Origin of the sequence: Vibrio sp. 16, from assembly GCF_963681195.1 — a bacterium.
Classification (GTDB): domain Bacteria; phylum Pseudomonadota; class Gammaproteobacteria; order Enterobacterales; family Vibrionaceae; genus Vibrio; species Vibrio sinaloensis_D.
In genome coordinates, this window is the sequence record NZ_OY808998.1 from 524483 (window position 1) to 547642 (window position 23160).

The 23160-nt window shown below is 49.2% G+C and carries 15 protein-coding genes; 8 read left to right on the forward strand and 7 right to left on the reverse strand.

Going from position 1 to position 23160, the window contains the following annotated elements; genetic code table 11:
• The first annotated feature begins 52 nt into the window (after nucleotides 1-52).
• Entirely contained in the window at nucleotides 53-2020 is a 1968-nt protein-coding gene (locus tag U9J37_RS16640; protein WP_005469701.1) for an alkyl/aryl-sulfatase, read from the forward strand.
• Between the two features lie 58 nt (nucleotides 2021-2078).
• On the opposite strand, the gene U9J37_RS16645 is transcribed toward U9J37_RS16640, so the two are convergent.
• Complete coding sequence (locus U9J37_RS16645; protein ID WP_005469581.1) at nucleotides 2079-3815, reverse strand: methyl-accepting chemotaxis protein; 1737 nt, start codon at nucleotides 3813-3815, stop codon at nucleotides 2079-2081.
• Between the two features lie 310 nt (nucleotides 3816-4125).
• Between U9J37_RS16645 and U9J37_RS16650 the strand changes: the two genes are divergently transcribed.
• The 6 genes from U9J37_RS16650 to copI all read left to right on the forward strand — a co-directional run bounded on the left by U9J37_RS16650 (nucleotide 4126) and on the right by copI (nucleotide 11904).
• Nucleotides 4126-4557 carry an acyl-CoA thioesterase gene (locus U9J37_RS16650; protein WP_005469814.1) on the forward strand — a complete coding sequence of 144 codons (432 nt, stop codon included), beginning with the start codon at nucleotides 4126-4128 and terminating at the stop codon, nucleotides 4555-4557.
• 65 nt (nucleotides 4558-4622) lie between these two features.
• The gene (locus U9J37_RS16655; RefSeq protein WP_043886512.1) at nucleotides 4623-5027 is read left to right on the forward strand and encodes a hypothetical protein; all 405 of its coding nucleotides are present in this window, start codon (nucleotides 4623-4625) and stop codon (nucleotides 5025-5027) included.
• An 84-nt stretch (nucleotides 5028-5111) separates the two neighbouring features.
• Entirely contained in the window at nucleotides 5112-6455 is a 1344-nt protein-coding gene (locus U9J37_RS16660) for a TolC family protein (protein WP_005469591.1), read from the forward strand.
• A gap of 11 nt (nucleotides 6456-6466) precedes the next feature.
• Nucleotides 6467-8173: an efflux RND transporter periplasmic adaptor subunit gene (locus U9J37_RS16665; protein ID WP_005469786.1), complete on the forward strand. Its 1707-nt coding sequence runs from the start codon at nucleotides 6467-6469 to the stop codon at nucleotides 8171-8173.
• 2 nt (nucleotides 8174-8175) lie between these two features.
• The gene (locus tag U9J37_RS16670) at nucleotides 8176-11295 is read left to right on the forward strand and encodes an efflux RND transporter permease subunit (RefSeq protein WP_005469497.1); all 3120 of its coding nucleotides are present in this window, start codon (nucleotides 8176-8178) and stop codon (nucleotides 11293-11295) included.
• A gap of 72 nt (nucleotides 11296-11367) precedes the next feature.
• Complete coding sequence (gene copI, locus U9J37_RS16675) at nucleotides 11368-11904, forward strand: copper-resistant cuproprotein CopI (RefSeq protein ID WP_005469574.1); 537 nt, start codon at nucleotides 11368-11370, stop codon at nucleotides 11902-11904.
• Nucleotides 11905-11951: 47 nt separating this feature from the next.
• On the opposite strand, the gene U9J37_RS16680 is transcribed toward copI, so the two are convergent.
• The 6 genes from U9J37_RS16680 to napG all read right to left on the reverse strand — a co-directional run bounded on the left by U9J37_RS16680 (nucleotide 11952) and on the right by napG (nucleotide 18585).
• The gene (locus U9J37_RS16680; protein WP_005469900.1) at nucleotides 11952-13913 is read right to left on the reverse strand and encodes a methyl-accepting chemotaxis protein; all 1962 of its coding nucleotides are present in this window, start codon (nucleotides 13911-13913) and stop codon (nucleotides 11952-11954) included.
• A gap of 211 nt (nucleotides 13914-14124) precedes the next feature.
• Entirely contained in the window at nucleotides 14125-14592 is a 468-nt protein-coding gene (locus tag U9J37_RS16685) for an ASCH domain-containing protein (RefSeq protein ID WP_005469726.1), read from the reverse strand.
• 92 nt (nucleotides 14593-14684) lie between these two features.
• Nucleotides 14685-14969 carry a MazG nucleotide pyrophosphohydrolase domain-containing protein gene (locus U9J37_RS16690; protein ID WP_005469508.1) on the reverse strand — a complete coding sequence of 95 codons (285 nt, stop codon included), beginning with the start codon at nucleotides 14967-14969 and terminating at the stop codon, nucleotides 14685-14687.
• 92 nt (nucleotides 14970-15061) lie between these two features.
• Nucleotides 15062-16636 (reverse strand): ATP-binding cassette domain-containing protein, encoded by a 1575-nt coding sequence (locus U9J37_RS16695; RefSeq protein ID WP_005469769.1) that lies wholly within the window; start codon nucleotides 16634-16636, stop codon nucleotides 15062-15064.
• A gap of 333 nt (nucleotides 16637-16969) precedes the next feature.
• Complete coding sequence (napH, locus tag U9J37_RS16700) at nucleotides 16970-17824, reverse strand: quinol dehydrogenase ferredoxin subunit NapH (protein ID WP_005469856.1); 855 nt, start codon at nucleotides 17822-17824, stop codon at nucleotides 16970-16972.
• On the reverse strand, nucleotides 17824-18585 hold the full coding sequence (gene napG / locus U9J37_RS16705) for a ferredoxin-type protein NapG (protein ID WP_005469791.1): 762 nt from the start codon (nucleotides 18583-18585) through the stop codon (nucleotides 17824-17826). Before napG ends, napH begins: the two co-directional genes overlap by 1 nt.
• Nucleotides 18586-18918: 333 nt before the next feature.
• On the opposite strand from napG, the gene fdhF reads away from it, so the two are divergent.
• Nucleotides 18919-23127 carry a formate dehydrogenase subunit alpha gene (fdhF, locus tag U9J37_RS16710; RefSeq protein WP_005469808.1) on the forward strand — a complete coding sequence of 1403 codons (4209 nt, stop codon included), beginning with the start codon at nucleotides 18919-18921 and terminating at the stop codon, nucleotides 23125-23127.
• Nucleotides 23128-23160: the final 33 nt, after the last annotated feature.

A 23160-nucleotide genomic window follows, 5' to 3' on the forward strand; every position in this document is an offset into this window, starting at 1 on the left:
TCTCTCCATCGACGAGCGCTGGTCAGCTCGCCCAAAAAGAGAGAGATAAATTATGAAACTTCAAAAATCTATCGTGTCATTGGCAATTCTCGCTACCCTTGCGCCAACTCTTAGCTTCGCCGCACCAACCACGAGTGCGCCGAAGGAAGCATCAAACTTCACTATCGCGAAAAATGAACAACTCAAACAATACCTAAACTTCGCCAACCAAAGTGACTTTGATAATGCCTCTCGTGGCTTCATTGCTACCTGGCCAGAGAAAACCATCAAAGACGCCGATGGCAACGTCATTTGGGATTTCTCTAAGTATGACTTTATCGACCAAGACACAAACACCGGCACCATTAACCCGTCACTGCTGCGCCAAGCCAAACTGAACAACATTGATGGTCTGTTTAAAGTCAAAGAAGGCGTTTACCAAGTGCGCGGCTTTGATCTTTCCGTCATGTCCTTTATTCGTGGCGACAAGGGCTGGGTAGTAGTCGATCCTTTGATCTCTCCCGAAACCGCGGCGGCGGGCTTGAAACTGCTACGCGACAACGTGGAAGATCTTCCGGTAACTGGCGTTATTTTTACCCACTCACACGTTGACCATTTTGGTGGCATCTTAGGCGTCACCAGCCAAGCAGACATCGATGCAGGTAAAGTCGATATTCTTGCTCCTGAAGGCTTCTTCGATCACTCGATTGCTGAAAACCTAATGGCAGGCAATACCATGTCACGCCGCGCTTCCTACATGTACGGCAATTTGCTAGAGGCCAGTCGCAAAGGTCAAGTCGATGGCGGCTTAGGCAAAACCACATCGTCTGGTGCGCCGGGTATTGTCAAACCGACCCATATTGCCAACATTACCGGTCAAGAGATGGAAGTTGACGGCGTAAAACTTGAGGTAGTCATGGCGCAAGAGTCAGAAGCGCCGTCGGAGTTCATGTTCTATTTCCCTCAATACAAAACCATGATGGCTGCGGAAGTGATGACGCACACAGTGCACAATATCTCGACACTGCGCGGTGCCAAAACCCGTGATGCTTCCTCTTGGGCGGAGTACATCGACGACGTTCTCCATGCCTATGGTGACAAAGCCGATACCATGATTGCGTCTCACCACTGGCCAACCTTTGGCAAAGAGAACATTCAAAATCAGCTAGAAAAAACGCGCGATATGTATAAGTTTGTCCACGACCAAACTCTGCGTCTCGCCAATAAAGGCTACACTCCGAACGAGATTTCCGCTTCTATTCAGTTGCCAGATTCACTCGGTAAAGAGTGGTACAACCGCGGTTACTACGGCACAGTGTCACACAACGCACGTGCGACCTATGACTTCTACTTTGGCGCATGGTGGGACGGCAACCCTGCTAACCTAAATCCGCTGACACCAACAGAGCAAGGCGCCAAATACGTCGAAGCCATTGGTGGCGAAGAGAAAGTGATCGAACTGGCAGAAGCCGCGATAGCGAAAGGCGAATACCGCTGGGCAGTGACGCTACTCAACAACGTGACCTTTGCTAACCCAGACAATATGGACGCTCGTTATCTTGAAGCGGACGCAATGGAGCAGCTTGGGTACCAAGCCGAATCTGGCCCATGGCGCAATTACTACCTAGGTGGTGCTAAAGAGCTACGTGAAGGAATTAAACCTGTCGCAACGCCGAACACCGCGGCGATTGCTAAAAACATGCCGTTTGATCAGTTCATGAACTATCTCGGCGTAACAGTAAAACCGGACGCAGCGAAAGGGTTGGATATCAAAGTGAATATCGATGTCAAAGGCGATGGTCAATACGCCATGGATTTGAGCAACTCGGTATTAAAGTCCTACTCTGACAAGCAATTTGAAGCGGCCGACTTAACCATTACTCTGTCACGCCAAGCATTCGAAAACATGATGACGAAGCAATCTACTCTTGAAGAGGAAATCAAAGCGGGTCATTTCAAAGTGTCTGATCAAGTTGAGTTCAACAAACTCATGTCTGTGTTTGACCAATTTGATATGTGGTTTGGCGTGGTAACACCTTAACCCAAGCCCAATGTCCAAATAGTTGTATAAAAAAGCCCGCAATCTGCGGGCTTTGTTGTTATTGCACTTTAAACTGGGCGACGACGCTGCTGAGATTGCGCGATGTGCCGCTCAATTCATCACTGACCGCAGCGGCTTGTGATGCATTGCCATTAAGCGTGTGAATAATGTCTTGAATCGCCACCATATTGCGGCTGACTTCATCGGTCACTTGACGCTGCTGCTGAGCGGAAGTGGAAACGTGAATATTCACTTCATTAATTTCGGTCACCGAATCTGTCACTTCATTGAGCGATAGCATAACTTGTTCGGTATGCTCTGCGGTGGCTTCACAACTTTGACGCGTCACGTCCATCTCATTAACCACACTGTTGGTCGTCTCTTTGAGCTTTTGCAGCATCTCATTGATTTGAGACGTACTCTGTTGAGTGCGTCCAGCCAAGGCGCGAACCTCATCCGCAACCACTGCAAAGCCTCGACCTTGCTCACCAGCACGTGCCGCTTCAATCGCAGCGTTCAGTGCGAGTAAGTTGGTTTGCTCAGCAATTTCACCAATCACTTGCAATACCGTACTGATTTGCTTGGTGTCTTCATCCATGGTGCTGATGGTCGACGACATCGAGGTCACTTGCTCAACTAAATTACTCACGCTCTCGACAGCGTTGGCAACAGTTTGCTTCGATTGTTCAGAGTAACGGTTTGCTTGCTCAGTTAGTTGGGCGGCGTTTTCTGCACTTTGGGCGATAGAGACCGCGCTGGCGCTCATCTCTTCCACTGCCGTGATGACTTGCTCTGTCTCTAGCGTGTGCTGATTTAACGTATGCAAATTCGACGATGACTGCTGGCTAATATCACGCACCGCAGAATCAATGCCTTTCGAAGAGTCCGACACCTCAATAAACATGGTCTGTAACTTCTCGATAAACTGGTTAATCGAGCTGGAAATCTCGCCAATTTCATCTTGCTTTTCTACGCTAAGGCGGCGAGTCAAATCGCCATTTCCTTGCGCCAAATCCGCAACCAGTTCTTTCAGGCGCATTAGCGGTTTGAACGAGTACTGCAGCAGCAACACACTCAACACAACAATCACGACACCGATTACCGCTAGCGCAATAGTCACGTTCCAACTCAGCGACGCAGTGTTGGCTGCGATGCTGTCATTGTCAATGTAACCGGTAAGTTGCCAAGTTTGCTCACCCAGTTCAATCGAGCGATTTACTGGCGTAAAGTTACCCGCCTGAGTGTTTGAAAAGATTTTGATGTTACCTGCGGTCAATTCCGCATAGCTGCCTTGATACGTGTAGACATCGATCACCTTGCCAAGATCGGTCAAGTTAAGCACAAAAAAGTCGACCGAATCATCCAAGCGTTTGATTGAAAAAGTAATCACGGGTAAGCCGTCCATCATGGTAACGGGGCTGATTTTGATTTCTTCTCCGTGTGATTCCGCTTGTGCGATAAACTGCTCAGCGGCCTCATCACTCATGTTACCACTGTCATCAAATGCATAACCATTGACAATTTTAACGATACGATAAAAGCCTGAACTCTCTTTCGTTTCACTAATATCCATCATGCTAAAGTTTAGGCTAGTTGCGAGATTAAGCTTGCTTTGCAGATCCTTTTCTAGCTTCTGCTGAATGAGGTCAATACTGTGAGTAATGCTTTGTGTATCAGTACGTTGTATATAGTGACTAATGAAATAATTTACGCTGATAAATGATGTGAGAATCGTAGTAAAAATAATAGATATGATGAGCACTACGATTTTATTCTTGAACGAAATGTTCTTCATGACACTTTACATCCTTAAAAGTGAAGATTGAATAAACTTGCATCCTTGATGGGAAAATATCTAATTTATTTAACCAGTTAGATAACGTTCCGCTGACAATGGTAAGCCAGCGAAAACGTTGGCGCAATGACCAATCGTCTCTTTTACCGTCCCCCTTCTATTAAATTGCAGCCCATGCCACACTTCATTGAGAGGACGTGTGATCACACACCGCGCATCATTAGATCACAATTTGATAACATTTTTGCTTCTCTGCTTCTAAAACCAATTAGAATAAAAACTCAATGTTGTGATTCTGATTAGGTGAATAATGGACGATTTACTCAAAGACTTTCCTGTTATAACGAAAGTACCAGTTGCTTGGGGTGAAATGGATGCCCTCCAACACGTCAATAACGTGGTTTATTTCCGCTATTTTGAAACCGCTCGCTTGGAGTACTTTGATAAAATCAAGCTTTTGGTCAATATCGCCGACAGTCACATTGGTCCTGTGCTTGGGGAAACCAGTTGTCGTTATAAGCTGCCCATCACTTACCCAGATACCTTGCTGATTGGGTCTCGCGTTGTGGATCTGCAAGATGACCGTTTTACTATGGAGTATCAAATTGTTAGCCAAAAGCTAGGGCAAATCAGCACCGTGGGGAAAGCAACCTGTGTGATGTTTGACTTTAAAAACAACAGCAAAGCGCTCGTCCCAGACATCGTCAAGCAAGCAATATTAGATTTAGAAGAGCAGCACTAAGCCCTTGACCTTAACCCTAGGGTAAGCTCTATACTCAATAAATCTTTTTGACTTAATGGTGCGACATGAGCGTTTCTCTGACTCGCAAAATTTGGATTTCTCTATTCAGTATTCTCGCAATGCTGATGTCGAGCTTTGCATCCAGCGCACCATTGATGACGTTTCAAATGCTGTCTAGCAGTTACGTTGAAACCGAAGCGGCCACGCATTGCGCGATGACCTCTTCATCTGAGATGAGCCATCACCAAACCAATCAAACGCATTCCAATCAACCCGCGCAGCCATCATGTGATTCGGGTAGCGATAAGGCCCACAACTGCTGTGGATCGGTTTGCGTGACTGTGTTGGCATTGTTTTCGCCACAGGACCAACTCACTCACCTCACCTCTTATCTAGCCCTGATCCACCCAGAAGCCCATGGCAACGCAATCTATCGCCAAGCTTCGCTCTATCGCCCCCCAATAGCGTAAATCCGTTCATTTTTTTGTCCTCTTCTCAGCCTTGACTGAGGAGTCGTTTACTCGTGCGCTTTGCACATAACAACGGATTACACTGTGAAAAATATTGCGACGATAGCAGCGCTCTCTGTTAGCTCTGCACTATGGGCGTCCAATGCTTTGGCGGCAACACAACCCGTAACGCAACAGCATTTGGTGCCACCGACACTCCCTGAATTAATTCACTCAGCTCTGAGCAATGACGCGACTCGTTATCAGTTTTATGCTCAGTCACAAGCCATGCGCGAAACCGGCGTGGCGGCCTCAACGCTCATGGACCCAAAACTGAAAATGGGCTTTGGGGGCTTGCCTGTCGACAGTTTCAAATTTGATGAAGACCCAATGACCAATGTGTCAGTTGGGTTGATGCAGCAATTTGAACGCGGCTCAACCTTAGAGCTGCAACAAAAGAAAGCCAATACACAAGCCGACGGTATCGCGGCTCAAGTTCAAAATCGGGAGATCGATGTCGTCAACCGTATCACTCAGCTTTGGGTTGAACTTGGCTACCAACAGTCGGCGCAACGCATTCTTGAACAAAACAAAGGATTGATGCGTGAGATGGAGCGTTTCATTCAGACCAACTACGCCATTGGTAAAAGCGAAGCGCAAGATCTACTCAATGCCCAACTGCAGATCGCCAAACTGGATGAAAAACTCCAAGCCAATGGCCAAATGCAGCGCCGCATTGTCTCGCAACTCTCAGAATGGCTAGGCTCTGAGTGGATTCGCTCGGCGCAAAATATCCAAGCTGACAATCAGCTCGATTGGCATAAACTTGAGCGCATTGTGGAGCCCAATTCCGTCGACCACTACCGCCGCTTAAACCAGCATCCAATGGTCAAAATGGCAGACATCAACATTGCGGCAAACCAAACGCAAGTCGACATCGCTGAGCAAGCCTATACGCCCCAGTTTGGTGTTGAAGTCATGTACGCGCACCGCCAAGCGAACAATATGATGGGCGAACCGGCTTCCGATCTAGTCAGTGCCTATTTGACGATGGACATTCCGCTGTTTACGGGCAACCGCCAAGACCGAAATCTCGCGGCGGCTCAGCATCAAGTTGGGGCGGCGCAGTCTCAAAAAGATTCACTTCTCTCGCAAATGAATGCACAAGTGAATGCACTGCTTGTTGATCGCGAGAACCTTCAGCAACGCCTCGACCGCTATACCGACACGCTTCTCCCTCAAGCGAACGCGCGCATCAAGGCCGTCGAAAGGGGTTATCAAAACAACACTGCGCAGTTCAATGATGTGATTTCAGCCACCACCGACGAACTCGCTCTTCGAGTCGAACAAGAGCGGTTGATCGCCGATCTCAATATCACCAACAGCAATCTTGCAGCCTTGCTGGGTGGTTTCGAATACCACGTTTCTCAACCTCAACTCAGCAAATAGAAGGTAACCCAATGAAAACATTACAAGTGGCAACTCTTGCCTTGCTGGTTGGGGGCGCACTCGGCTTTGTAACCAATCAGCATTTCATTTCCGCCAATCATGATATGACGGCGATGACATCGGCAAACGCAGCCGACAGTAACGAACCGCTCTACTGGGTTGCGCCTATGGATCCCAATTACAAGCGTGACAAGCCAGGTAAATCTCCCATGGGCATGGATTTGATTCCCGTTTATGCAGAAGACCTTGCCGGTGGAAACAGCCAACCGGGCACGGTCACCATCTCTCCTGAAGTTGAAAACAATTTGGGGGTAAAAACGGAATCCGTACTTCGCGAGCCATTGAGCCCACGCATTGAGACTGTCGGTTACATTGCCTTTGACGAAAGTCATCTATGGCAAACCAACGTCCGCGTTGCTGGCTGGGTCGAGAAACTCAATATTAACGCAGTAGGGGAAAAAGTAGCCAAAGGCGATGTGCTGTTTAGCTTGTACTCGCCAGAGCTGGTAAAAGCCCAAGAAGAACTGCTCAACGCCTACCGAACCGGACGCAGTGGCTTAGTGAAAGGAGCGACTGAACGTTTAGTTACGCTTGGCGTCGATCGCAGCCAAATTCAAGCCATTAAGCGCAGTGGCAAAGCCTCACAAACCATTGAGATAAAAGCTCCCGCGGACGGCGTGATTGCTAGCCTAAACATCCGTGAAGGTGGTTACCTTTCACCTGCTCAAGCTGTGATTAGCGCAGGCCCACTCGATAATGTCTGGGTCGACGCTGAGGTATTCGAGCGTCAAACCCATTGGATGAAAGCGGGCAGCCAAGCAACCATGACACTCGATGCGATTCCGGGCAATGAGTGGCAAGGCGTGGTCGATTATGTTTATCCCATTCTCGATCCAAACACTCGAACATTGCGCGTACGCCTCAAGTTCCCCAATCCAAACGGTGAGCTCAAACCCAACATGTTTGCCAACATTGCGCTGCAACCTGTTAGCGAAGAATCTGTACTGACGGTCGCGAAATCGGCGGTGATTCGCTCTGGGGGCATGACCCGAGTCGTGCTTGCTGAAGGAGAAGGCAAATACCGCTCCGCACGCATCGAAGTGGGCCGTGAAGCGGGCGACAGAATTGAAGTGTTGCAAGGGCTGACTCAAAACGATCGTATCGTCACTTCTGCCCACTTTATGCTCGACTCAGAATCGAGCCAGTCGGCCGACTTATCGCGCATCAACGGCATAGAGCCCCCCGCTGAAACCGTCTGGGCCAAAGGCGAAATCACGGATGTGATGGCAGGGCACCGCATGTTAACCCTCAACCACCAGCCCGTCCCAGAGTGGAACTGGCCAGGGATGGTGATGAACTTCAATCTGGCAGAAAACGTAGACATGAGCGTTCTCAACAAAGGGCAAGCGATTGAGTTTGAGATGAAGAAAACCAATTCCGGTCAGTATGAGATTGTCGATATCAAAGCAGACAACAGCATCATTGCCGCAGAAGTATGGGTGACGGGTGACATCACCATGTTGATGGCGGATTTTGGCATGATCACACTCAAACACTTGCCGGTCGCCGAATGGAACTGGGAAGCGGGGGAAATGAACTTTTCGGTCGGTGAAGAGGTGAACTTATCTGGATTTGAAGAAGGGCAAAAGGTTCGCTTTCTAGTTGAAAAACAAGGCTCTGACTATCAGTTGAAGAAACTTGAAGCGGTAGAGGGCTAACCATGATCAGTGCAATCATTCGTTGGTCGATTAGCAATCGATTCTTAGTGTTACTTGCGACATTCGCGATCGTATTGGGTGGACTTTACAGTGTAAAAAATACCCCAGTGGACGCGATTCCCGATTTGTCGGATGTGCAAGTTATCATCAAAACAAGCTATCCGGGTCAAGCGCCGCAAGTGGTTGAAGACCAAGTCACCTACCCGCTCACCACCGCAATGCTCGCGGTTCCGGGAGCAGAGACGGTACGCGGCTATTCGTTCTTTGGCGACTCCTACGTCTATATCATATTCAACGATGATACAGACATGTATTGGGCTCGCTCTCGAGTACTCGAATACTTGAGTCAAGTCGCACCTAAGCTCCCGCCAAGCGCGAAACCAACACTCGGCCCTGATGCGACGGGTGTGGGCTGGGTCTACAGCTACGTCCTACAAGATAAAACCGGGCAGCATGACCTTGCCCAGCTGCGCAGCCTGCAAGATTGGTTCTTAAAGTACGAGTTGCAGACCGTAGCCGGCGTTTCAGAAGTGGCAACTGTCGGCGGCATGGTCAAACAGTACCAAGTACAAATCGATCCCGCTAAGTTGCGCGCTTACGATTTGACGCTGCAGCAAGTCAACATGGCGATTCAAAACGGCAACCAAGAGACGGGCGCGTCCGTCATTGAAGTGGCAGAAGCTGAGCACATGGTACGCACGACCGGTTACCTCAGCAGCATCGAAGACATCGAATCTTTGCCGCTCAAAGTGACCAGCAAAGGCACACCACTCTTGCTTGGTGACATTGCAGACATCAATCTTGGCCCACAGATGCGTCGTGGCATTTCCGAGTTCAACGGTGAAGGCGAAGCGGTGGGTGGCGTGATTGTGATGCGATTTGGCGAAAACGCCAGTGAGGTGATCCACAATGTCAAAACCAAACTGGCAGAACTTCAACGCAGCCTGCCAGACGGCGTGGAGATCGTCGCCACCTACGATCGTTCAACCTTGATTGATGCCGCAGTTGAAAACCTATGGAAGAAACTGGCAGAAGAATTCATCGTTGTGGCGGTTGTTTGTGCACTGTTCTTGTTCCACATTCGTTCATCACTGGTGATCGCCCTCAGTTTGCCTGTTGGGATCCTGTCGGCATTTATCGTCATGCACTGGCAAGGTATCAACGCCAACATCATGTCTTTGGGCGGCATTGCGATTGCGATAGGCGCGATGGTCGATGGCGCAATCGTAATGATTGAAAACGTTCACAAACACATAGAGCGTACCCCGCTAACGGACAAAAACCGTTGGCAAGTGATCGGCAAAGCGGCGGAAGAAGTGGGGGCTCCCCTATTCTTCTCACTGCTTATCATCACGTTAAGTTTCGTGCCAGTGTTCGCACTGGAAGGTCAAGAAGGCAAGATGTTCTCGCCGCTTGCCTTTACCAAGACGTATGCGATGGCTGCGGCGGCAGGCCTCGCTATTACCTTGGTGCCGGTTCTGATGGGTTACTTTATCCGTGGCAACGTACTCCCGGAGCATAAGAACCCGGTGAACAAAGGGTTGGTCGCGCTATACCGACCTCTGCTTAACCTGAGTCTGCGCTTCCCTAAGACAATGATCCTGTTAGCGGTGGCGTTAATGGCATCGGCTTACTATCCAACCAGCAAACTGGGTAGCGAGTTCATTCCGCCATTGGACGAAGGTGACTTGATGTACATGCCGACCACTTACCCCGGCATCTCCATTGGTAAAGCACGTGAGCTACTGCAGCAAACGAACAAGCTAATCAAAACCGTTCCTGAGGTGGAAACCGTTTGGGGCAAAATTGGCCGCGCCGAAACGGCAACCGACCCTGCGCCGTTAACCATGATCGAAACCGTCATTCAGCTCAAACCGAGAGAAGAGTGGCGCGACGGTGTGACCACGGAGTCGCTGCGCAAAGAGTTTGATCAGTTGGTGCAATTCCCGGGATTAACCAACGCATGGGTCATGCCAATCAAAACTCGCATCGACATGTTAGCTACCGGTATTAAAACACCAATCGGTATCAAGATTGCGGGACCTGACCTCAAGGTAATCGAGCAAATTGGCTCAGAGTTAGAGCCCATTTTGAACCAGATTTCAGGTACGGCATCTGTCTATGCGGAACGCGTTGCGGGTGGACGCTATGTCACCATTGACATTAAACGTCGCTCCGCGGCTCGCTACGGCTTAAGTATCAAAGATGTCCAGCAAGTCATCTCTACAGCGGTGGGCGGAATGAACGTGGGTGAGACCGTTGAAGGACTGGAGCGTTACCCAATCAACGTCCGCTATCCACAAGATTACCGAGACTCGGTAGTCAAACTGCAAAACTTGCCGCTGGTGACTCCGAACGGTGCACGTATCGCACTCGCCGACGTGGCTGACATTCGCTACGAAGATGGCCCACCGATGATCAAAACCGAGAATGCACGCCCGAATGGTTGGGTATTTGTCGACATTGATGACCGCGACTTGGGCTCTTACGTGGTTGAAGCGCAGCAAACTGTCGCAGAGCAATTGCAGCTTCCTGCGGGTTACTCGCTCACTTGGTCGGGTCAATACGAATACATGGAGCGCGCCAAAGAGCGGTTGAGTGTCGTGGTGCCTATCACTATTGCCATCATCATGCTGCTGCTTTACTTCAGCTTCCGCCGCGTCGGAGAAGTGATGATCATCATGCTCACACTGCCTCTCGCGATGGTGGGAGGCTTATGGCTGATGCACTACCTCGGCTACAACTTCTCCATTGCGGTTGGCGTTGGGTTTATCGCTCTTGCCGGTGTCGCGGTTGAGATTGGCGTGATCATGCTGGTTTATCTCAACCAAGCGTGGCACTACAAAAAACTCCACGCAGAAGAAGAGCAAAAAGCGCTCACTGCGAAAGACCTTACCGATGCCATTCGCGAAGGCGCGGGGCTACGCGTTCGCCCTGTGATGATGACGGTGTTGACTGTCATCATTGGTCTTATCCCAATCATGTACGGAGACGGCACAGGCTCAGAAGTGATGCAGCGAATCGCCGCACCAATGATAGGAGGTATGGCCTCCGCGCTTCTACTCACGCTGTTGGTCTTACCGGCTCTGTTCAAACTCTGGAAACAACACGAAGTTAACTAACACCAAGCAATCGTATGTCGAGCCAATGAGCTGCTCGACATACGCAATACCCGATTAAAAGAGGAACACACCATGAAAAAAACACTGATTACCCTAGCGATTACCATGTTCAGCACAGGCGTACTTGCCGATGCCATGGATCACTCAAAAATGGACCATTCGAACATGGACCACGGTGAGATGAAGATGGATCATAGTAAAATGGATCACTCGAACATGATGAATATGGAGGGTATGTCTGAGGTTGGAATGCCTGCCAAGGGCGCAAAACCAGACAAGGTCGTGCACGTTATTTTGACTGATGACATGAAAATCAACTTCAAAAAAGACGTGAAGATCGAGCCAAATGACGTGGTGCAATTTGTGGTGATGAACGCTGGAAAAATTGACCATGAGTTTTCCATTGGTTCAGCACAAGAGCAACTGAAACACCGTGAAATGATGAAGAACATGGGCAGCCACGCGCACGATTCTGGCAGCACTGTCACTGTGAAACCGGGCAAAGCAAAACAGCTTTTATGGCACTTCCACGGCGATAAAAATGTTGAGTTTGCCTGCAACATTCCCGGCCACGCAGAAGCGGGTATGGTGAAAAAGATCACCTTGTAGTGATCAATAAAGTCGCCAGCAAACCCTGGCGACTTTTAGTGAGAACTTTATTTTCGGCTATTAATAGCGTTTTCTAAACTCTCAATTTTACCGACTACATCCAGCGAAATAGGCTCTATTTGCTCAAATAGTTTATTGGCTTGTTCGTGTTGACCGCTGTCTATCCGGTCCAAAACATCCTTTATCACCCCATGCAATTTAGCATGCGGCGCTTCCAGCGCTTTGAATGTGGGCTCTGAGCCATACAGGCTCTTTCCTTTGCCGTAATACCATTTACCCAGCGCGCACATATGATGATCACAGGCGACTTTTTTGTCGAGAGCTCCATGATCGCCGTTTAAATAGGATCTTACTTTCGTTTTCCAAGCGAGATGCGCATTCTTCACATCAGTAAAGTCCACGCGCTTTTCCGAACCAAGCTTAAAGTCTGCCAACTGAGCTCTCAAATCCAGCGCTCGCTCACTTAATCCTTTCGCTTTTGCTTGCAAGTGCAGAGCGCCCTCCTCGGTATGAGCGCTTTTTTCACTGATCTCTTCTACTGATTTGTTCATATCTTGAACAACCGTAGACTGCTCTTCTGAAGCCGCCGCGATCTGAGCACTCATATCATTTACACTGCTCACCAGATCAATGATGTCTGAGAAGGTCTCTCGTGCTTTGCACACGCCTTCATAAGCATCTTGCGCCAGCACATTGTTATCAGAAATTCGAGTTGATGAGTTCTGCACACCCTGCTGCAAGTTTTCCAACATAGATTTGATATCTTCTGTCGCGGTCTGTGTTCTCTGAGCGAGATTACGGACTTCGTCAGCCACAACCGCAAAACCTCGACCTTGCTCACCAGCACGTGCCGCTTCGATTGCAGCATTAAGTGCTAGCAGATTGGTTTGCTCCGCAATATCGCTAATAGTGTTAATGACTTGGCCAATACTTTGGCTTTGCTCCGATACCGTGGCAATTTGCGCAATCGTCGCGTCGAGTTCGGTTAAAAAGTTAGACAGTTTATCCAGCCCTTCACCAATCAATTGGTCTCCCACTTCGACGTTTTGCTTGGCTTGAAGCGCTTTATGAGAAGATGACACCGTACTTTCAGTTACCTGCTGGACCGTCGCTGCCATTTCAGTCATAGCGCTGGCAATTTGAGCGGTATGCGATGATTGAGAAGCCATCATGGTTTGCATACTGTAGCTGTCAGATGAGACTTGATCCGAATCCTGCACAACAGCCTGTGCGGTACCGACCACTTGACCTAAAATGGCTTTATAGCGTGCTTGCACCATTTTGGCCGCTTGGGCCAATAAACCGATTTCATCTTGCCGACCAAGCACAATATTGCTGGCGAGATTTCCTTCAGACATGCTTTTTATCATTTGCTCGACATCCGAAATCGGCTTGAGAACTCGCGCACCGATTATGAACCAATTGAGCAACGCAATCGCCACCAAGACAAAAGCGATGACGGCTGACGTAATGTCTTGAGATAAGAAAGATCGTATCGCAAGAAAGGCTCCACCAGCCAGCAGGAGAAGATGAGATACCGCAAACACCTGCCTAAAACTTAGTTTTTCAACCCATGAAGGGCCAGGCAACTCCAGAGAAGAATCATTCTTCATTTTCTTGTACAGCGCTTCTGCTTCTGCAACTTGCTGTTTAGAGGGCTCCGAGCGAACAGACTGTATGCCAACCACTTTACCCTGTTTCATAATGGGCGAAACGAACGCATCAACCCAATAGTGATCACCATTCTTACATCGGTTTTTTACGATGCCGCGCCACACTTTGCCGTCTTTAACCGTGGCCCACAAACTTTTGAACGCCGCTGGCGGCATATCCGGGTGCCGAACGATATTGTGATCTTGACCGATTAGCTCCTCGCGAGAAAACCCACTGATTGATACAAACTCATCGTTTATGAACTTAATTTTTCCCTGCGTGTCTGTCACTGACACCAAATCACTGCGGCCAGCAAAATGCACTTCTCGCTGGGTAACTGGACCATTATTCTTCATACTGCGCGTTCCTAAAACCTTCCTATCAAAGAAAGCCAACGTCTTTTATTAGTTATTATTAGTCACGTAAGTGTAGTCACGACTTGGGCAGTTTTCCCATCTGGGGGTAAATGTGTGAGCTGAATTCCTCTTTAAAGCAACAAAGGGGCAAGATACCATCGACGTTGAGCGACTGGCTGCAATGACAGCCAATGCGCGTTCTAAAACCACATCACTTGTAGACAAGCTCAAAAGTCACAAGGACAAGTTCCGTCGAGTCGTTAAACTCAATGCCATACGCAGACGCGCAATCTTTAGTAAAAAAGTCATTGTGTGCTTTGTACCACCACTCGTAAGTGCCATCCCCTTCGCCTTCCGACTCAGCGAACTCTCGGCTGACCTGCCCAAACGGACAAAAATCCACATCGGTGATTTTGACAATACAGACTGGGTTCTTTTCCCAATCCAATACAATTTGGTGTTGACCAACTTTAGGTAGCGGCTCTCCTTCAATTTTATAGGCTTCTTTCACGCTGCACGTCGCGCGCTTTTTGCCAATTGAAACAAGTCTGGCACACTCATTGGTGTTGTACTCATCATCACAAAAATAGGTGGTTTCTACGCCGTCAATCTCCGCGAGTTGAGACGCTGATAAAGTGCTGGTGTAAGACTGAAAATAGTCTTCATATATTTCTTCCATGACTCATTCTCCGTTGAATCTCTAGTATTAGTTTGAATGACAGAAAAGCCCGCACAAACGGGCATCAGTAGGGCTGGGGCTCAATTCTTGCTTCAACGATTGTACTTCTCTTTATTAAGCACTTCTTTCATGGTGTGGGTAGCCTCCAGATCCACACCGTGAATATTGGCAAGCGCGCAGACATAGTACAAAACATCGTATAACTCTTCTGCTACCGAGCCTTTAAGTTCTTCAAAGCTTGGTTGCCCGCCAGTGCCACTACGAATCGCTTCCGACAACTCCCCTACCTCTTCAATCAGTTTTAAGAAGTAGTGCTCGGATTGTTCAGGGGCATAATCGAACTCTTTTATGTGGTTTTGCAGCTCCGATAACTTCATAACATCCTTTTCTTTGGTCTATCATTCGCTTGGTGCTGCATTTTATAAACCTTAATCACATAAAATCAAACACTTGATGAGCAACCCTACGCTTAGGTCGTAAGAGTAAAAATGCGTTCAACCCCACTCTCGCGAACAAAATCCTCATCATGGCTGACAAGAATAAAGGCGCCTTGGTAGCGTTTTAACGCATCAGCCAGCATCTGCTTCGAGTCGAGATCTAAGTGATTGTCTGGCTCATCGAGTAGTAAAATAGGTGATTGAGGCTGATGACTAACGATCAGCATCGCCAATTTCATCTTCTCACCGCCACTGAGCTCACCCACCAACCGAAATACGCTGTCCGTACGAAAGCCAATCCCGGCAAGCAATGTTCGCGCGTCACTTTCTAGCATCCCTTCACAGTGGTGCGTCATGTTGCTAAGGAGTGAACGCTCCACACTCAGCAAGCCAAAATGCTGGTCAAGATAACAAACCGCGCGATTGACATGCAGCTCTCCGCTTTTTAAGCCCATCTCCCCCGACAACACTTTGAGTAGCGTAGATTTCCCCGAACCATTCCCACCTGAAAGGTGCAACTTGCTGCCCGCCTCCAGCGCGAGATTAAAAGGGGTACCCACTCCAAAAGGAAGCACCGCCGCCACCATGTTGAATACATTACCGCGCCCAGATTCCCCTTGTTCAAGGTATAGCCTTTGCTGCTTAACGTGTTCATAGCGTTCACTGAGCGCCCGCTCTTTTTGCTCTAGCTTGGTTCGGCGACTGTTCTCGTTTTTGTGCCGATTCGACACCGAATTTTCCGCGCTGTTCTTCATGCCATCGAGGATCAACTTAGATTGGCTGCCTGATTTGCGTATTTTGTTCCCTTGAGACTCTCGCTGCTGCGCTTTTTCGCGATTTTTCTGCGCTTGAACCTCCAGTCGATGCTGCTCTCCTCTTACCGCATCCAGTTGGCGCTCGAGTGCACTACGCTCGCGCTGTTTCTGCTCCTCATACGCATCGAAATTGCCCCCATATTGGGTTAGCCCCAGTTGGCTCAGCTCCCAAATCTGGTCCATTTGCCGTAGCAACTGTCGATCGTGACTGACCAACACAAGATGACCTTGGAATTGATTCATCTGCGCGATCAACCACTGCTTTGCCAATTGATCAAGGTGGTTAGAAGGCTCATCCAAAATGAGCAGTTCGACGTCGGACTGAAACAGCTTCCACAACTGCAATCTGGCCAGTTGACCACCACTCAAGCTCCTGCAAGAAAAATAGGGGTTAGGTGGTAAGCCAAGGGCTTCTAACTCGTTATTTAACGCCTGTTTAAGCTGCCAACTTTCACCGACAATCTCGAACCATTTAGGATCGCAATCGCCCTTTTCAATGCGTTCAATTGCGTGGAGCCTCTCTTGATAGCCGAGAAACTCGGCAATACTCATCGAGCTTTCAAGTAGCTGAGACGGCAATTGGCTGTAGCACGCGACACTGGCCGAAGTAACGACACTTCCCGAGGTCGGCGTGCGTTTTTGAGCGAGCATGTCCGCAAAGTAGGATTTACCAATCCCATTTCTTCCGACTAAACCCACTCGCCTTGCTGACAGAGTGCATGAAATATTTTCGAACAGCACATCGCCGTTGTTGAACTGATAACTGATTTTGTGCGCTTGTATAACTGGCATATTTGTCTCCTGTAAAACAGGATTAGGCGTAGCGGCTGCAATGAGTTCGATCCAATTTTTGCTCTACGAGCCAACATGGACGCGCACCTCTAAAGGTACATAACGTGTTGATGCTATTGATAAGCTAAGACGAAGCTACGCCGACTAACCCTGTGAAATCCAAAATATGGTGTAAAGGTGGATAACAGGTGTTAGTTGTTCATATTGGCGTAAACTCCTAAAGAAATGATGCGGCGATTATAGTGCAATTTTTCGCCACATAGCAAATAAAACGCGACCAGTTGCAACACGGCTTCAATCTATTTGATCAAGGCCGGCCAAAAGGGATTGTGGTTAATCAATCTGCTTTACTGTAATTCGGTTTTGAAACTCAAACACCTTCTCAGCACACACATCAATACACCGCCCACAACTGATGCAGTTCTGGTCTAAGACGCGTTTATCACCTTCTTTCAGCGGTTGACGCAGCACATCCGGTTCGGGGCAAACGTAATAGCAATCCATACATTTAGTGCAATCTTCACGGCGAACAGCAGCCACTCGCAGCAAGCTCTTTCGCCCTATCACCCCGTAAGTCGCCCCCAGTGGACATAAACGGCCACACCAGCCGTGTTCAACCAACAGCAAATCGAGCACAAACACCAAGCCAACCAGCACCCAGCTCGCCCCAAATCCAAATACCAGCCCGCGATGCAGCGCAGCAACAGGATCAATCCAAGCCCATAAAACACTGCCCGAGACGGCACTGCCGATCAGCAATACGGGAATCAACCAGTAGCGCAGCTGGGGCGACCAACGGTAGCTGGTTTTGATATTGAGTTTACGACGCAAAAACGCCGCCAGATCGGTGACCATGTTCATCGGGCAAACCCAGCCACAAAATGCCCTTGGGCTGATTAGCGCATAGAAAATCACCACAATGGCTACGCCCATTAGCGCCGTGATTTCAGGTAAGTGCCCTGCGGCTAGGGTTTGTAACACAATCAGAGGATCACTCATTGGAATCACATCAAACAAGTTACTTGAGGAGAGATTGCCTTTTAGTAATCCTAGCGTTGGTCCTGCCATAAACAAAGCGACGATCGTTAACTGACAGAGTCGTCTAAGCAGCAAAAAACGGTGCGCTTGCCACCAGCCTAAGGTTTTTATCGCGTCTTTTCCGGCATCTTTAGCAAGGTTCTTAGCCATTACAACTTCCCTCCCAAGGTTTCCAGCGCTTCGGTCGGCACTTCAGGCGCACTGTTCTCTAGTGGCTTTTTGATCTCTTCCCAACCAAGCTGATAGTGAGCGCCCATTTTGCCTTTGGCCAATTCTGTCGGAATAATTTTAATCGCCGCCACTTCAGTGACACACGCTTCTTCACATTTACCACAGCCGGTGCATTTATCTGAGTGAACAGTGGGAATAAGTTTGGCGTGATACCCTGTACGTTCATTGCGAACATGTTCAAGCGTGATTGCTTCATCAATCAAGGGGCAAACTCGGTAACACACATCACAGCGCAGCCCCTGCCAGTTCAAACAGCTTTCATGGTCGATAAGCACCGCGGTGCCCATGCGAGCATCATCGATATTGGTTAAGTTAGGGTCTAGCGCACCAGTCGGACAAACAGGGACACACGGAATGTCTTCACACATCTCACACGGGATTTCCCGCGCATTAAAATACGGCGTGCCTGACTCGACCGATGAGAGTAGTGTGGCAAGCTTTAGGGTATCATATGGACAGGCTTGTACGCACAATCCACAGCGAATGCACGCTTTTTCAAACTCGCCTTTTGGCAGAGCACCCGGTGGCCTGATCGGCACACCAGAACCATCTCTTGCTTGGCTTTGCATCGACTGAAGCCCAAGTACCGTCGCAGCCGCACCAACGCCCGCTGCCGTTCTTGCCGCATCTCGTAAAAATCGACGTCGGCTTTGCGATGTTTTTGATTTTGCATCCGTCATGGCTTACTTCCTTACCCTAGCAGATCACTTCGCTCAACGAGCACGTTAAGCATAGCAACCACAATTATGATAAGGATATTTTCACGGCACGTGATAAGGGCATATACCTCCAAAGAGGTGTATGAGAGATGACTTGATAAGAATCAACTAATGGGCTTGTTTGAGGGCGCATATTGGTCAACTAGCACGGAAGCAGAGCGCTGAAAACAAATACAACACCAGTGGTCTAAATGATAAAAATGCAATAATTGAGTTTTTTGTCACACGAACTTTCCTTGCTAGGCATTATCCTTATAGAATGTAAGGCTTTGTGAATTACGCTGCGGGGGTCTTATGATAGAAATCATAATCGACGGCAAATATCGAATTGTGGAAGAGGGTTCAACCCTTCTAGAAGCAGCCAAAGTGTGTGGGGTAGAGATCCCTTCTTTATGCGGGCTAAATAAATCTAATCAGAAAGTGCCTTGCGACTTGTGTGTGGTAGAGGTAGAAAGCGGCGGCACTCAGCGCGCCTGCGAACTCGAAGTCTACCGCGGTCTGAATGTTAAAACGCAATCAGACCAGTTAAGCGAGCATCGCCGTCAAGCGCTCAACCGCATCATGCAAGATCACTATGCTGACTGCGAAGCGCCGTGCAAAACTGCCTGCCCAGCTGGGGTAGACATCCAATCGTACCTTTACTTCATCGCACAAAACGATCATAAAAAAGCGATTGAAGTGATTAAACGCACGCTGCCGATGCCACTATCGATTGGCCGCGTTTGCCCTGCCTTTTGTGAAAGTGAATGTCGCCGCTCCTTGGTGGATGAGTCAATTGCCATTCGTCAATTAAAACGCCACGCCGCAGATGCCGACCTAGCAGCACAAGAAGCCTACACGCCAGAAAAGAAAGCCGATAAAAACCTCTCTATCGCCATTGTCGGCAGTGGCCCGGGTGGCTTAACGGCGGGCTATTACCTTTCCAACGAAGGCTATGACGTAACCGTATTTGAGTCGATGCCAAAAGCAGGCGGTTGGCTTCGTTATGGCATTCCTGAATATCGACTACCAAAAACGATCCTCGATAAAGAAATCGAACTAATGTGCCGCAATGGTATGCAGATCAAAACCGAGCAAAAGCTAGGCGAAAACCTCTCTCTGAGCCAGTTGAGTGACGACTATGATGCGGTCTGCCTCGCCGTTGGTGCTTCCTTAGCGGTCGAGATGAAATACCCAGGCAGTGAGCTTGCTGGCTGCTATCTTGGGGTTGACTACCTAAAAGACTTTGTCACCGAGCAAACCTACACCACAGGTGAAAAAGTGGCGGTAATTGGTGGCGGTAATACCGCGATTGACTGCGCGAGAACCGCTCGCCGCGCAGGGGCAGACACCACAATTATCTATCGCCGGACGCGCGAAGAGATGCCAGCAGAAGATTACGAAATTGAAGAGGCGGAGCACGAAGGCGTTAAGTTCCTGTTTCTAACCAACCCTGCTGAAAACATTGCAGATGAAACCGGCCACGTTAAAGAAGTTCGCTTAGAACGAATGGCGCTGGGCGAGCCCGATGCGTCAGGTCGCCGCAGACCAGAGCCAACCGGAGAGTTTTTCACTCAAGCATTTGATACCGTGATTGCCGCTGTCTCACAAAAGCCTGATTTAAGCTTTCTAGAAGGCGACGATTTATCGATTCCATTAACTCGGTGGAACACGTCCGAGTCTGACCCACAGACCATGCACACGGGTACAGGCAATATCTTCAGTATTGGTGATTTTCGCCGCGGCCCAGCGACGGCTGTTGAAGCGGTTGGAGATGGCCGAATCGCCGCCAAAGCGATCGACCTGTTCCTCAATGGCGACATGGCCGATATGCCAGCGCCAGCCTTCAACTCGCGTAAAGAACAAAAACTGGCGCAAGTGGACCCAATCCACTTTGAGAGCTTCCAAAAAGTGGCTCGCTCAATCATGCCAGAGCTCACCCCAGCTCAACGCGAACAGAGCTTTGATGAAATCGAGCTCGGCTTTGACAACGAAGAGGCCATCAAAGAAGCCGCGCGCTGCCTTGAATGTGGCTGCCAAGCCAACACCAGTTGCGATCTGCGAGACTACTCAACCGAGTATGGTGCAGAGCAGCACTTTGAGCTTGGCCTTGAAGTGAAAAGTCATCAAGATTGGCTCAATGTAAGAGCGAAAGATTCACGCCATAAATTCAGCGTCGACCGCAGTTCTGAGTTCATTGAGTTCGATGCCAACCGCTGCATTAGTTGCGGTCAATGCATTCAAGCCTGTAGTGAACAAGCAGTACACGGCATTCTCAACTTTGTCCATGACCAACATGGCCGCCCTGCACTGCGCCCTGATGACAGACCGCACTTTGGTTCAAGCAAAAATGGGCGCTTGCTGATGGGCGATTCCAACTGCGTTCAATGTGGTGCCTGCGTTCAAGCGTGCCCAACGGGTGCCATGGTAGACAGCCGTGACCGCGCTCAAGGACGTGAAGAAGTATTGAAGAAGGTCGACACCATTTGTACCTATTGTGGTGTGGGCTGTAAATTGACCATGCATGTCGATGAGGCAAACAACCAAATCATGCATGTCACCGGGGCACACTCTCCGGTCAATGAAGGTATGCTTTGTGTGAAAGGTCGTTTCGGCTTCGATTTTATCAGTGACGATGCCCGTTTAACCACGCCTCTGATTCGTAAAGATGGTTGGCTACAACCGGCAAGTTGGGATGATGCTATTGCGCTTATTGCTAAGAAGTTCACCGCCATCAAACAAGACTTTGGCGGTAATGCACTCGCTGGGTTCTCGTCCGCTAAAACCACCAACGAAGATAACTACGCCTTCCAGAAGTTTATTCGCCGTGAGCTTGGCACCAACAATATCGACCACTGCGCGCGCTTGTGCCACGCCTCCAGCGTTACTGGTCTCGAAGCTTCTCTGGGTAGTGGTGCCATGACTAATGACATCCCAAGCATCAAACACTCGGATGTGATTTTTATTATCGGCTCAGATACCACCTCGGCTCACCCTATCATCGCTTCTCACATCAAGCAGGCAATTCGCCACCACGGCGCACGCTTGATTGTCGCTGATCCTAAGCGCATTGATATGGCCGATCACGCCGAGCTTTACCTTGCTCATCGACCAGGTACAGATGTGATGCTGCTTAACGGCATCATGCAGCAAATCATCAAAAATGGTTGGTACGACCAAGAGTATATTGAGGAGCGCGTGGACGGCTTTGACACCCTACTCCAAGAAGTAATGTCTCCTGCCTATGCGTTAGACAAAGTTGAGTTGGTCACGGGTGTCAGTGGCGACGACATCTTTGCCATGGCGCGTATGATTGGTACCGCCGAGCGCACTGCGGTCTACTACTCAATGGGCATCACCCAGCATACTACCGGGCACGACAACGTGCGCTCGATTGCTAACTTACAGCTTCTTTGCGGCAACATCGGCATTGAGGGTGGCGGTATCAACCCGCTGCGTGGTCAATCCAACGTGCAAGGTGCCTGTGATATGGGTGCGCTACCCAACAATTACCCAGGCTATCAGAAAGTCTACAACCCAATGATTCGTCAGAAGTTCGCTATTGAATGGGACGCACCAAATCTCCCTTCAGAGCCGGGGCTGACGCTAACCGAAATCATCGATGGTGCCTGTAATAGAGAGGTGCGCGGCCTTTATATCATGGGGGAAAACCCTGTACTGAGTGACCCTAATCAAGCTCACGTTATTGAAGGATTGGAGACGCTCGACTTTTTGGTGGTGCAAGACATCTTCTTAACCGAAACCGCTCAATATGCAGATGTTGTATTGCCATCTTGCTCGTTTGCCGAAAAATCAGGCCACTTCACCAACACCGAGAGGCGCGTGCAACGCGTCAATCCAGCAGTGAAAGCACCAGGGGAAGCCAAAGAAGATTGGTGGATCATTCAGCAAATCGCTAACGCCATGGGTGGGGATTGGCACTACAAAGAGGTATCAGACATCACCAGCGAAATCGCTCGCGTGACGCCACAATATGCAGGGCTTCGTTGGGAGGCGATCACCCCAGATGGCGTGCAGTGGCCAAGCAACAAAAACAACCCGAACGGCACGAGGATTATGCACCAAACCCAATTTACTCGCGGCAAAGGACAAATGGTTGGGGTGCCATTCCGCTATGCAGCCGAACTTCCGGACGAGGATTTTCCTTTAGTCCTGACGACTGGGCGTGTGCTTGAGCAGTTCCATACCGGAACCATGACGCGCAAAACCAAAGGTTTGGATAACTTAGCTGGCCCAAGAGCCATGATAAGCGTCCAAGATGCAGAAGCGCTAGGCATTAGCAATGGTCAACGCTTGCGAGTCTCCACTCGGCGCGGTTCAATTGAGATTGATGCCTTTGTGACCAAGCGAATTCAACAAGGTGTGGTGTTTATTCCATTCCATTTTGTTGAGTCGCCTGTGAACCGATTAACCACCACCGCAACCGATCCCCATGCAAAAATACCGGAGTTCAAAGTGGCTGCGGTCAAGGTAGAGACAGTAGAGCCTCAAGCTACGCACTAAAAGCAAAAGCCGACGTTATCGTCGGCTTTTTTA